13 protein-coding genes and 1 other RNA gene are annotated in these 12544 nt (G+C 33.6%); 9 read left to right on the forward strand and 5 right to left on the reverse strand.

All coding sequences use genetic code 11. From position 1 onward, the window contains the following. Both K8V80_RS03605 and K8V80_RS03610 read left to right on the forward strand, forming a co-directional pair. A partial coding sequence (locus K8V80_RS03605) for a tyrosine-type recombinase/integrase (protein ID WP_276775512.1) occupies window positions 1-372 on the forward strand: 372 nt, incomplete at its 5' end. A gap of 571 nt (window positions 373-943) precedes the next feature. Further along, window positions 944-1963 (forward strand): ADP-ribosylglycohydrolase family protein, encoded by a 1020-nt coding sequence (locus tag K8V80_RS03610; RefSeq protein WP_276775514.1) that lies wholly within the window; start codon window positions 944-946, stop codon window positions 1961-1963. A 46-nt stretch (window positions 1964-2009) separates the two neighbouring features. On the opposite strand, the gene K8V80_RS03615 is transcribed toward K8V80_RS03610, so the two are convergent. The 3 genes from K8V80_RS03615 to K8V80_RS03625 all read right to left on the reverse strand — a co-directional run bounded on the left by K8V80_RS03615 (window position 2010) and on the right by K8V80_RS03625 (window position 3724). Further along, the gene (locus K8V80_RS03615; RefSeq protein WP_006744683.1) at window positions 2010-2942 is read right to left on the reverse strand and encodes a DNA-processing protein DprA; all 933 of its coding nucleotides are present in this window, start codon (window positions 2940-2942) and stop codon (window positions 2010-2012) included. 143 nt (window positions 2943-3085) lie between these two features. Next, window positions 3086-3427 (reverse strand): hypothetical protein, encoded by a 342-nt coding sequence (locus K8V80_RS03620; RefSeq protein WP_006744684.1) that lies wholly within the window; start codon window positions 3425-3427, stop codon window positions 3086-3088. Further along, complete coding sequence (locus K8V80_RS03625; protein WP_006744685.1) at window positions 3428-3724, reverse strand: FtsB family cell division protein; 297 nt, start codon at window positions 3722-3724, stop codon at window positions 3428-3430. It abuts the gene before it with no gap. 151 nt (window positions 3725-3875) lie between these two features. Between K8V80_RS03625 and K8V80_RS03630 the strand changes: the two genes are divergently transcribed. Next, window positions 3876-5726 carry a DNA polymerase III subunit gamma/tau gene (locus K8V80_RS03630; RefSeq protein WP_276775517.1) on the forward strand — a complete coding sequence of 617 codons (1851 nt, stop codon included), beginning with the start codon at window positions 3876-3878 and terminating at the stop codon, window positions 5724-5726. Window positions 5727-5800: 74 nt separating this feature from the next. On the opposite strand, the gene K8V80_RS03635 is transcribed toward K8V80_RS03630, so the two are convergent. Together K8V80_RS03635 and rnpB are read right to left on the reverse strand one after the other, a co-directional pair. Beyond that, complete coding sequence (locus tag K8V80_RS03635; RefSeq protein WP_276775518.1) at window positions 5801-7120, reverse strand: YihY/virulence factor BrkB family protein; 1320 nt, start codon at window positions 7118-7120, stop codon at window positions 5801-5803. Between the two features lie 35 nt (window positions 7121-7155). Further along, window positions 7156-7510, reverse strand: an RNA gene (gene rnpB, locus K8V80_RS03640) — RNase P RNA component class A. A gap of 280 nt (window positions 7511-7790) precedes the next feature. Here rnpB and K8V80_RS03645 point away from each other — a divergent pair. The 6 genes from K8V80_RS03645 to K8V80_RS03670 all read left to right on the forward strand — a co-directional run bounded on the left by K8V80_RS03645 (window position 7791) and on the right by K8V80_RS03670 (window position 12310). Further along, window positions 7791-8132 carry a zinc ribbon domain-containing protein YjdM gene (locus K8V80_RS03645; RefSeq protein ID WP_006744688.1) on the forward strand — a complete coding sequence of 114 codons (342 nt, stop codon included), beginning with the start codon at window positions 7791-7793 and terminating at the stop codon, window positions 8130-8132. Window positions 8133-8277: 145 nt separating this feature from the next. Next, a complete protein-coding gene (locus K8V80_RS03650) occupies window positions 8278-8883 on the forward strand; it encodes a nitroreductase family protein (protein ID WP_276775521.1) in 606 nt (201 codons plus the stop codon). Window positions 8884-8986: 103 nt separating this feature from the next. Further along, window positions 8987-9235: a hypothetical protein gene (locus tag K8V80_RS03655; RefSeq protein ID WP_006744690.1), complete on the forward strand. Its 249-nt coding sequence runs from the start codon at window positions 8987-8989 to the stop codon at window positions 9233-9235. 422 nt (window positions 9236-9657) lie between these two features. Further along, a complete protein-coding gene (locus K8V80_RS03660; RefSeq protein WP_276775523.1) occupies window positions 9658-10023 on the forward strand; it encodes a hypothetical protein in 366 nt (121 codons plus the stop codon). Between the two features lie 76 nt (window positions 10024-10099). Beyond that, window positions 10100-11812 carry a hypothetical protein gene (locus K8V80_RS03665; RefSeq protein ID WP_006744692.1) on the forward strand — a complete coding sequence of 571 codons (1713 nt, stop codon included), beginning with the start codon at window positions 10100-10102 and terminating at the stop codon, window positions 11810-11812. Window positions 11813-12046: 234 nt separating this feature from the next. Beyond that, window positions 12047-12310 carry a hypothetical protein gene (locus K8V80_RS03670; RefSeq protein ID WP_006744693.1) on the forward strand — a complete coding sequence of 88 codons (264 nt, stop codon included), beginning with the start codon at window positions 12047-12049 and terminating at the stop codon, window positions 12308-12310. The last annotated feature ends 234 nt before the right edge of the window (window positions 12311-12544 follow it).

Here is a 12544-nt window from a genome sequence, read left to right on the forward strand (position 1 = left end):
TTAATACAACAAAGCAAAGGGAATAAAGATAGGCTGGTAGCTTTACCTGATAAGTTATTAAGTTTGTTGCGAGAATATTATATTGAATATAAACCCAAAATATTTTTATTCGAAGGAACTAATGATGAGCAATACAGCGAAAGAAGTGTTCAGTTAGTTTTGAAAAAGTCAATGAAAAAAGCCAATATTGCAACAAAAGGCAGTGTGCATACTTTGCGTCATTCGTACGCCACACATTTAATAAAAAGCGGAATTGACATTCGGGTTGTACAAGAATTATTAGGACATAGTGATATTAGAACAACCATGATTTACACTCATATTACAGATATAGATAAGAAATCGACACCAAGTCCATTAGATTTTTTATAACCTAAAATAAAAAACCCAACTTTACATTTTTGGGTGTAAAATTGGGTGCTTATGCTTTAACTGACTAAGTATCAGTATTTATTGCGGAGAAAGAGGTACTTTGAATCTTAAAATGAGAAATAGTATGAGACAAAATAAAAATAAAACTTGAGGTGTAAAAACGTTTGTGCGTCAGAAAAGAGCTATTCTTGACGCACAAAGTGTCCCACAAAGTGTCTCACAACCTGACGCACAAAGTGTCGCTATTAATAAACTAAACAAAACAAAACGAAATAACTCTATAAATTATGAAGTGCATTTTATTTGAAAACATTTTTAAGAAGAATAGATTTTTCTTTAACACCGACATCGCATCATCATAACACCGACATCGTATCATCATGTCGGTGTCATGATGATCATAGGACTCAGCATTAATATCCTAATTCCTTTGTTCTATGCAGCTGAGAAGGGTATTTTGTTAGTAACAAAAAAAGGGACATCCTTTTCTTACTTTATTGCTGAAAACTATTTAGATGCTATTCTGTTTTATCTTTGAGTCATTTAAGAAATGTTTTTTACATGAGATAGAATGAAAACAAGAAAAGAGATTATACAAGAAATTCAAGACCTTCAAAGAAATCTGATGACACAATTTGAGGATCGGGTAAGAGGAGCATTGCAAGGAATGTTGATGGGTGAAACTTTCAGTGATAGAACCCCTATACCATCCAAAAACAACTCTGAAGAAGTGAAGTGGGCAGTAAATGTGGATATGCTTTGTGCTTGGATAGAGCAAGTATGCTCTTCTAAACAATTAACTATTACAGATCTTACCACTGTTATTCAGCAATTTAAAGGTGAAGAGGCTCTCGATGGATTACCGATTAGCAATCTTGTATTTTCTTCTGGATATGTCCAAAATCCTATTGACGTAGCGAAGGCAGATTTCGATGAAACTCATAAGAACTTGGTGTTTTATGATTTTGTATTGTGTCGTTCTGTTTTTGCGGGGTTATGGGATTATCAGTCTATGGATACAGTGGTTCAGAATGCCGAAAAACTATGTAGGCTTACACACAATTCTCCTCAGGTGGTAGGTAGTAGTGTGGTAGTGGCTTATTTAATTCATAAAATTCTGCTAGATGAGCTTTTTACAGAGAATGAATTGATATGGTTATCTCGCAACTATTCATCCGAATTGTCTGCTTATGTTGAATATGCCTATGAAGGGAATATCCATATGCTAAAACCAAATACGAGTGAAACACCCGAAAAGAACATTATGAAGACGATGGGATTAGCCATTTGGACTACCTTGCAAACCTCAAGCTTCTTTGATACGTATTCTTTCTTAGGAAGAGAATTGCGATTTTTTAGAGAGATTCAAGCTGTGGTGATTGCTGTTTTAGGTGCAAAGCAGGGTTACGCCAATATCCCAGTAGAAATTGGTTCTCCCCATGGCTCAGTCAAGGCTTATCGAGGAAGTGAGTTGGTGCATCAAGTAGTAAATGATGAATTAACAGGCTATGTATCGGGTAGGGCAGATTCCTTAATCCTAACTCTTCAAGAAGAAATGAAAAGGAATAATCGAGTATTGCTTATCCCTTAATTGCAGATAAGCGATAAAGAGAGTTTAAGCTGTTTTGAACTTCTTATTATGGTACTAAACTTAAAACTTGGCTTAATTGAGAGCTACTCAGAGGCTTGGCATACATATCTTTGATTAAGCTGATGTTTCCTTGAACCTCAGGGCTATTCAATAATTCTGGATTTTTAAAATTTACAGCCCAAACGGGGCGATTGTTTTCATAGGAAGAGAAAACAGCGTATCGAGAACCACTATTCTTTGACGATTGAATAACAATAGTGCCTGCTGATAGCCCAGCTTGTATTCTGTCTCTTTGTATAAAGTTACTTTTTACTAGTTTTTCTCCTATGGGGTATTCCGATAAAACAACACCTCCACTTGCTAGTATTCTATCTGCCAAAGAACTATTCTTATAGGGATACACTTTTTCTAAGCCATGAGCAAGTACAGCCGTAGTAATTCCTTTTTGGTTTAGTGCTCCTATATGTGCATAGGTATCGCAGCCATCAGCTAGTCCGCTGACAATGTTTATTCCTCTTTCTGCTAAATAACTAGCAATATATTGTGCTGTTTTAATTCCTTCTTGAGTAGGTTTTTGTGTTCCAACTACAGCAATACCTGTTCTGTCTTTGAGCTGGGTAAGGTCTCCTTTGTAAAACAACAAACAGGGAGCATCGTCTTTGCCCTGATGAGTTAATGAGCGTAAAGGTACGGGATATGAAGATTCATACTTGCTGATACACCGAATGTTTAATCTTTGAGAACGTTCTAATATAATCTGAGCTTGCTCATGTGCTTCTTGCACCTCATGGAGTGTGTAAATCTTTGATAATCGAAACAACTTTTTGGTTTTGCAGTGCACATAAAAGTCGAGTAGCTCTCTTGAGGTATCAATTGATACCTTCTTCAGAAAGCCGTAATCTTGAAGGGCGGTTAAAGTAACTTTTCCTAATCCTTCGAGCTTGGATAGTGTAAGTAGTTGTTCTGTTGTTAATGCCATGCCACAAAGATATGGGTACAAAAGTCAATCTATGGCTATTGTTATTTTTTCTTCAAATATTTTCTCTTTAAGAGGTTGTGTTTTAGAGAAATAAAAAAAGGCTTAAGCATGCTTAAACCTTTCAGAAAGTATCTTTAATCTACTTATTTTTGATTTTCTTTTTTCTCTTCAATAGGAATACGAAAAGCAGTATATAAGTATAATACAGCAGCAATACTGGCAAACATAATCCATTCGTTATTATGTAAATAAAGCATTGAAGCTCCCGAAGCTATAAAGAAAATACTAGCAAAAGTTTGTTGACGCAAAAGTCTTTTGATGTTTTTATTTCCTCCTTTATAAGGGGAGTTTAGTTGAGCTAAAGCTGCCATAGTACCACCTATAACGGTAAAGTAAGGACCAAATTCATATTTTGTGTTGATAGCTATTCCAATAATAGCCAATAAGTTGCCTATGTAAAATAGAGGTGTGATAAATTTCTTCATTTAATCTTCGAATACGTAAATATCTTCGTCGGGTTTCTTCATGAAATAGCGTTCTCGAGCTATATTTTCTAAAAACTCAGGATTAGAAGTCAGATCTTCTAGCATTTTAGTACTAGTTTCATACTCTTTGTTGTATTTTTCAATCTCTTTCTTAAGTTCGATAATTTCTTTTCTGGCCTCAATACGTTTGAGAATATTATTTTCATCAATAAAAATAATATGCAACCCAAATAATATGCACAAAATCCATATTTTATGCTTACCAAGGTCCGACCAAAATGATAAAAAACTGCCCATATTAATAATCCTAATGCCTATACGGCAAAGATAAAATAATATCTTGTAGAAAAGAGCATATCGTGTAGGAAATCTTGTATATCTTAACTCGGAGGCTATCACTTTTTTGTGTACATTTGCATTAAACTCAAAAAAGGAAATCATCCAAGATATGGAAAATTATTTAGTTTCAGCCCGAAAATATCGTCCAGCTACCTTTGATACCGTTGTAGGTCAAGATGCCCTTACAGCGACATTGAAAAATGCAATTGCAACGAATAAACTAGCTCATGCTTATTTATTTTGCGGACCACGAGGGGTTGGAAAAACTACATGTGCACGTATTTTCGCTAAGACTATTAATTGTTTAACTCCTACACCCTCTGGTGAGGCTTGCGATAATTGTGAATCATGTGTAGCCTTTAATGAGCAGAGATCTTTTAATATTCACGAGTTGGATGCTGCATCCAATAACTCTGTCGAAGATATTCGTCAATTGGTAGAGATGGTTCGAGTTCCTCCTCAAGTAGGCAAATATAAAGTTTATATTATTGATGAGGTCCATATGCTATCAGCTGCGGCTTTTAATGCTTTCTTAAAGACACTCGAAGAGCCTCCTATGCACGCTGTATTTATTTTGGCTACAACAGAAAAGCATAAGATTCTCCCTACTATTTTATCTCGTTGTCAGATTTACGACTTCAATCGTATTCGTGTAGAAGATACTGTAAATCATTTGATGAAGGTTGCCGAAAAAGAAGGTGTTACAGCCGAACCAGAAGCTCTAAATGTTATTGCATTAAAGGCAGATGGAGGTATGCGTGATGCTTTATCCATATTTGATCAAACAGTTAGTTACACTCGTGGTAATATTACTTATCAAGGAGTAATTGAAAACTTAAATGTGCTAGATTATGATTATTACTTTAAACTAACAGAGTCTTTTTTGAGTAATAACGTAGTAGATGCTCTTCTTATTTTCAACGATATATTAAATAAAGGTTTTGAAGGAAGTCACTTTATCACAGGTTTAGCAAGTCACTTTAGGGATTTGTTGGTTAGCAAAGACACTGCAACTCTTCCTTTATTGCAAGTAGGTGCAAGTATTCGTGAAAGATATGGCAAGCAGGCTCAGTTATGTAGCTCTTCATTCTTATTTAAAGCGATGAAGCTCTGCAATGATTGCGATTTAAACTTAAAGGCAAGTAAGAATAAACGTCTTTTAGTTGAACTAACTCTGATTCAAGTTGCCCAGTTGACAGAGGATAACGAAGGTGGCAGGCCTAGCGGCCAAGATAAAACAATAAAACCCGCATTCAATAAACAACCTCAGGCACAAGCTTCAAGTAGTGCATCAAAGGCTGGTTCTACACATCAGAATGTTGCTAAAACAGCAGTAGAAGTAAAAGAACAATCTTCCCATCAATCAAAGGTTGAAAAACCCGTGGTAGCACCAACTACTTCTCAAGCACCCCAACATATTCAAGATACAAATCTTGCTGAACGTCTCAAAAGTGCAGGAGTTGCAAAGCGTAAGATACCTGTTGTTACTCGTGAGACAATGGGGGTGTCTGTAAAAAGGTTGATGCAACAAAATGAGGCCAAGAATGGTACAAAACAAGTATCTACTTCATCTAAGCCCACACACGAAAAACTGGATACTGCTTTTACTGAAGCCGATTTAAACTACCAGTGGCAGTCGTATATCAATCAAATGCCTATCGAGCAGAAGGCATTGGCTGTGCGTATGCAAGGTATGCGTGTGCTACTCCTCGATCCACATACATTTGAGATGGTGGTTGATAATGAGCTTGTGGCTCGTGAGTATATTGAAATCAAACCCCATATTGAAGCTTTTATGCGAAGAGAGTTGAAAAACGACTTTATTCAATTGAATGTGCGAGTGAGTGAACCCGATGAGAATGTCAAAGTATTCACGAAGACAGAAAAGTTTCAAGTAATGGCGGAGAAGAATAAAGCATTATATGAATTGAAAAATGAATTTGGACTAGAGTTCTATTAATTCTTGGTCTAGATGAAGAATAAGTACAAAGGAGGCTGAATGTCGTATTCAGCCTCCTTTTTTATATCTATCTTTTATAAATCTTTTACTAATATCTCTGATGCACTATTCAGATATTTTTCCCGAGCACTTAGCAGTACCTCCCATTCAGATCCAAACTCTTTTTCCTTATCAATCTTGAAATCTTCCGAGCCGAATTGGTCTATTCTCTCTAGTAATAAACCAACACTGAGCTGACTTAAATCTATGGAGGGTTGGTAACCTATTTCGGGTTCTTTTTCTCCAGTTAGCACCTCATGAATCATTTTTATTTCTTGGAGTTCAGATAGGGTTCTATTCACAAGGCGGATGGGAATACGGTGCTTGCTAGATATCTCATCTGCTGTATAGGGCTTATCTTGCTGTTCAAAACGCTTGCAAATTAAAGACATAATAAGCAGTGAGATAAAATCTCTGTATCTTCTACTTACATTGCGAGTATCCCTATCAAAACTGAAAAAGCGAATGTTTTGCGAAGTGTAAGTTAGCTGTACACCAAATAAGCATATTGTCCAAGAGGTTTGTAACCAAAGCAAGAATAGGGGGAGAGCCGCAAAACTACCATAAATAGCATTGTATTTCGATACCCAAATCTGACCACTTATATAGAAGAACTGGAAGAACTGATAAATAGTACCCGCTAGAATACCTGCTGGAAGTGCATGTTTAAACCTTACGTTGGTATTGGGCATAAATACATATAGCCCTGTAAACATCAGCCAAGTAATCGCAAAAGGAATGAGCTTAATTAAGAATTTTGAGAGTGAACCTAGCAAGATGTAATCTTCCATCTTGGCAAATACGGTACTCATAAATAGGGTTACCCCACTAGAGAATACAATAAGAATAGGCATGAGTAGAAACATCGAAAAGTAGTCGGTAATCTTGCGATACATATTTCTCGATTTCTTGACTTGCCAAATATGATTAAATGTAACTTCTATATTATTAATCAGGTTGAGTACGGTCCAAAGCAACATAGCCAAACCCACACCAATAAATATTCCCCCTTTGGCATGTTCTAAATAAGAATCTACAAAGGTAAGTATCGCCTCTGTTGTTTCTGTTTGTCCGCCAAAATTAGCAAATAGCTGAGTTTCCATTAATTTGTCGAAACCAAAACCGCGAGCAATGGCAAATAATATAGCAAGCATAGGGACAATTGCAAGTAGTGTACTATAGGTTAGAGCAGATGCTTTTGCCGCAATTCTATCATCCACAAACTGTTTGATGGTAACATATATCGTTTTAATGATATTGTAGAGTGAGAATTTACGTTTAGTAACTTCACTCTCTGTTACTCGCCAAATATCCACGGTAATGAATTGCAGGAAATCTGATATCTTCTTATTCATATTGGGGTTACTAATAACTGGAAAGTATAAAAAATAAAAACAGTTGGTCTATAAGCCGAGTTCTGTACCTTATATAAATATAAAGTGTCTGTCATTTATCTAGGCATAATGTCACCATTATGCTCGAGCAGTCTACCCTCCGACGTTGAGCGAGCAGCTCTTTTTATGTCGGTATACATGACCTTACAACTCCCCAGACGCACAGCCCGTATGTCGCCATACAGCTGGTAAGCTCTTACCTTACCTTCTCACCCTTACCTCCGAAGAGGCGGTTATTTTCTTCTGCGTTACTTAACCTTCACAAGCTACTTCCCGTTAGGAAGGGGGATGCTCTGTGTTGCTCAGACTTTCCTCTCGCACCGAAGTGCCAGCGACAAACCGACCAACTGTTTAAGTTTGCAAAGCTAATTGTTTTTTTAGAATTAAAGTAGCAAATCGCTACTAAATAGTCGTTTTAGCCTTGGTTTTTCTATATTTTCCTTATAATGTTAACTTTATTTGCAACTAATAATTTACTCATTTTATCTCTATATAGTATAACACATTTCCTCCTATTTTAGATTTAAAATAATTATAATATTGAAAACTAGTGCTTTATATAAAGGTTTGTATTCTATTGATAATAGGTCTATCTTTGGGCATTATTCATTCAATATAATTTTTTAGTATAATGCCAAATACGCCAAATTGCCCTAAATGTGGATTAGGGAACACTTACTTTGACGGAATGCTATTTATCTGTCCCGATTGTTTTCATGAGTTTACAAATGCTAAACCTGAAAGTTCTGAAGAAACTGTAGAGAGAGTACTAGATAGCAATGGTGCAGAGTTACAAGACGGAGATGATGTAACTGTAATTAAAGATTTAAAGGTGAAGGGCTCATCTATGGTAGTAAAAAGAGGTACCAAAGTAAAAGGTATTCGTCTATCTGAGGATGATCCTACTCATATTGAGGGCAGAGTAGATGGTTCTTCTATCTATTTAATGACTTGCTTCCTCAAGAAAAACTAAGATTTAAAAGAAAATCTATCTATAAAGGCTATTCGGTGTGAATAGCCTTTTTTGTTGTAAATTCTTTAAGATTATTAAGTTGTTGTATCTCGAACAATGGAGAAATATACTTGTTCTATTATAAACTAAAACCAACATTAATATTATGATTGAAAATAAGCTTTGGAGTGCTATTGAGAATAGAAGATCTATCTATTCTATTGATGACAAAATAGAACTATCCAATAAAGAAATTAAAGATTTAGTAGATTTCGCTGTAAAGTATGTACCATCAGCTTTTAATAATCAATCTACACGTACTGTATTATTACTGGGAGATGAACATAAAAAACTCTGGGATATCACTAAGGGTATTTTAAAAGAGATTGTACCTGCTGATGCATTCAAAAACACCGAAGCTAAGATTGATAATAGTTTTCGCTCAGGATATGGAACTATCCTTTTTTATGCAGATGATGTAGCAACAAAAAATTTGATGGAACAATTTCCTGCTTATGCTGCAAATTTCCCTGGATGGGCAGACCAATCTTCGGCTATGCACCAATTCGCCATTTGGACGATGCTGACAGATAAAGGCTTAGGAGTAAATCTACAACATTATAATCCTTTGATTGATGAAAGTGTAAGAAAAGAGTGGGGGATTGATGAGAATTGGAGATTGATTGCTCAGATGCCTTTTGGCAGACCAACGGGTGATGCTGGGGCTAAAGAATTCAAACCTGTAAGTGAACGATCTATTGTATTTGAATAAGTAGGAATTAAGAAAACAACGGAGAACATTTTTTGTAAATAGAAAGTTGTATTTTCTTTATTCTTCAAATAGATTGTCTATATTCGTTGTAAATATGAAAAAGATGAGTTCTAGATCCACGATTATTATAAATGCAGCATTTTATCTTTTATCCATCAGTTTACTAGGAATGGTAGCTTACGGCTTATCCCATGGCTTGAGTTTTTTTACTGAATATTACTGGTTATTCATCACTTTATTTTTTGCTTGGTGGATGGTATTATTCTTAAAATTAAAGAAAGATAACAAACGTAGAAAAGAAATGACTAAGAACTTTGGACATAAAATAAGAGAAAGAAATTCAAAGCAATAAGCTTTATAACGATATAAATGAAAGAGACTATTACTAAAAATAGCCTCTTTTTTTGTGCCTTTACTATTTATACATTTTTGGATAAAAATACACTCAAATTATCTTCTTTTCACATTTAGGTTGAGAAATCATTAAATCAGATATATAATAGCATTATAACTAGGTCAAGATGATGACATGTCGGTGTCATGATAAGATCATGTCGGTGTCAAACTAGAACTCTATTTTTATAATTAAAAGCGAGGGTATATTTATCCTATTATATGGAATATATATTCCTATCTTTTAAGTCTGTTTATTGCGTATCAAACTCGATGTGTTAAAATACAACTCTTTAGGGTAGAAAATAGCAAATTGTTTTATTTTATAAAACAATTTTATAAAACATTTTGTTGTTATCGTATATTAAAATATTTAAAACTATGAAAAAAATTATTTTTTTACTGTGCTTTATGAGTGTGTATAATCTTAAAGCCCAAGAGTTGCAACCTGTTGAAACAGAAATGATTAGTGAAACTTTACAATTGTCAACATTTTATGGAAGTAAAGCAAGTAACCGTGCAAACAATCCATGCAAAGGAGCTACAATTCGTGTTTGCGGTACTATTTCCTCACAATTGCAAGAGGTTAATGATAAAGTATCATTATTGGTTGAAGAAATAAGAGATGAAAAGAATCAAATTATAAAAGTAGAAAAATACTTTATTGATGGAAATTTGCAGGAAGCTGCTTGGCGTGTTTTTAATGAAGTAAATATTCCTATGCGTTTAAGAAATGATGATGAGTAATCGAATGACCTTCTTTGCTTTCTTTGTATTTATTAGTTGTCTTTCATTTGGTCAAAACTCTTTTTTAATAAAGGAAATGGAAGCGAATGATTTACAGATTAGGCAAAAAACAAATACGGAGTCTTTATTAAGGGCATATATTATGTTGTCTAATGATACAATTAAAGAAGATGAGACAGTTTATGCCCTTATTTATGCTCCGATGAATTGCCCACGATGTGAAGTGGCAATTCCAGCATTTCAAAAGTTGTTAAAAAAGAATGATTCAAAAAATAAGCTATTATTAATTACTGTCTATGATAATCTTGAACTAGCAAGAGCCTATAATATCAAGCACAATTATGATGCTGATTTTTATCTTTATGATACCAATGATTTATATAAAGATATCTTTAGCTTTAATTCTAATGGTATGTTTGGTTTATATCTTCTTAAAATAAATTTAAGTCAAGGCCGTTTAATGACTGGAGGACAATATATTGTGTTGGATAAAAAGTTTATAAACGAGTTAGTTGATTATGAGGGTATAATGGATGCACATAACTATGAGCAAAATGAAGATATTGACGAAGACGAAATAGATTACCCTGTTAGAGATCAAGAATTGAGTTATACAGATCATTATATTCAAGAGGAAAAAGAATTCTTAATATCATCTGTATATGGAAAAATAACGTACGACAATGATTATTTAATCTTTACAGATGTGTTGTCAAATGGGGCTATGGTATTCCACAAGGATGAAAAAAAGGATGCTCTTGTTTTTAATAGCTTTATAGAAGCTGACAGCCTTGAAAAAAGAAAGTTTATAACTATTCCTGACGAATTATTCCAAGAAGAGATAAAGAAAGGTTTTGTATTTTATATCGCATGTGAATCTCAATTGCGTGATGGAGAGATCTTAAGTATTGCTTATTCACTACCTTACATTGAAATTGAAAAAGAAGTAGATGGAGTTAAACATCTTGGATTTTATAATTCACCAGCAATTATCAATAGAAATCTTGTTTCAAATAGTAAAGAAGAAATGTATTCTTATAATATAAATATTTTTGAAGAATCATTTTTTTATACACATTATAATTTCTCTTCGATTAAAAATTGCATAGCAGTGGGTACTCGAAAATTGACATGGCCCATAGAATTTGAAGCTGAAGATTATATGTTTGATATGGAGAGAAATCCTTTTAATCCTCTATTTTATACTTATAAAAACCCTTATATTACGCTTTTTGATAAAAATGGAGATGTTTTATTGAGATTTGGGGATTTAGAAGCGTGTCATGAAAAAAGTTTGACGGGATATTATTATACTAATCCTCTAGTAGTTTATAATAAAAATAGAGTAGTTTATACCGATGGTTATTCGGGTAAAATATATGACGCTTCCTATAATGAAGATAAAATAATACCTGACAAGTTTTATACAATTTATAATGTAGATATTGAAAATTTTCCAGAACCAGATTCTACTAAATTCTATACGCAAGAATATATAAAACCGTATAATAAGTTTTTTTATAGAAGAGTTGAGGCGTTGGAAGTAACCGATGACTATATTGGGTGCCTTGTTAAATACAGTTTATCGTCAGAAATCGATTTTAAAAAAGATCAATATTCTTTTATCTCCATCAACAGGAAGAATGATGAAATCTCGACTTTTCATTTGCCATTATACCTAGACAAAAGAGTAATAGGGTATGGCTTGACGAAAAATGAGGGAAAAATTAAACCATTTATTTTGGTCAAGGATAATAAATCTTTTTTAAGGATATATAATTGCAACTAATTTATAGGCTATTATCTGTGTTCAAATGTGAATAGGATTTATTTATTTTATGATGTGAATTGTTAAAAATGCAACTCTTTAGGGTAGAAAGTGCTTTATTCCCTCTTTACAACCGAACAAATTGGATATGGTAATGTCAATATATGTATAGTTGTCTTGCTAATGTCTAAATATAAAGATATTCGTAATATCTAGCTATAAATCCAGAAGTCTAACTATTAAAACAGATTTATAATGATGAAAAGTAGATCAATACGTTCAGTATGGTCTCTATCTTCAATCATTAATTGGACTTTTTATGTGTTTTCATTCGTATTAATTGTTTTCGTAGGTGTTTGGTTAATTAAAGGGATAGAGTCTGTATTGAATAGTTACATACCATTTAGTGTCCTATTTTTTATATGGTGGATGGTGTTGTTTGTTAAGGTAAAACAAGATTACAAAAACGGAAGTGAGATTATCCGTAGTTTAAACAAAAAAATTAGTATTCGTTTTTAATATATTATTAAGAGAAACTCTTTTTTCCTTGATTGGTTAATAATTTCTCCCTAAGTAATACGTTCTCATTTACTTAGGGAGATTATTATTGTTGTACACCTTATGTGCTTTACTTATGAATAGCTTTATTTTAGTTTAGATAAGATTGAATATTTCTACACTAAATAGAAAACAAGTATTCTTTCACTTTTACTCCTTTTTTATTTTTTCTATCTTAGCTTCAAATAATAAGAA

This window comes from Bacteroides coprosuis (assembly GCF_020741705.1).
GTDB classification, from domain to species: Bacteria; Bacteroidota; Bacteroidia; order Bacteroidales; family Bacteroidaceae; genus Bacteroides_E; species Bacteroides_E coprosuis.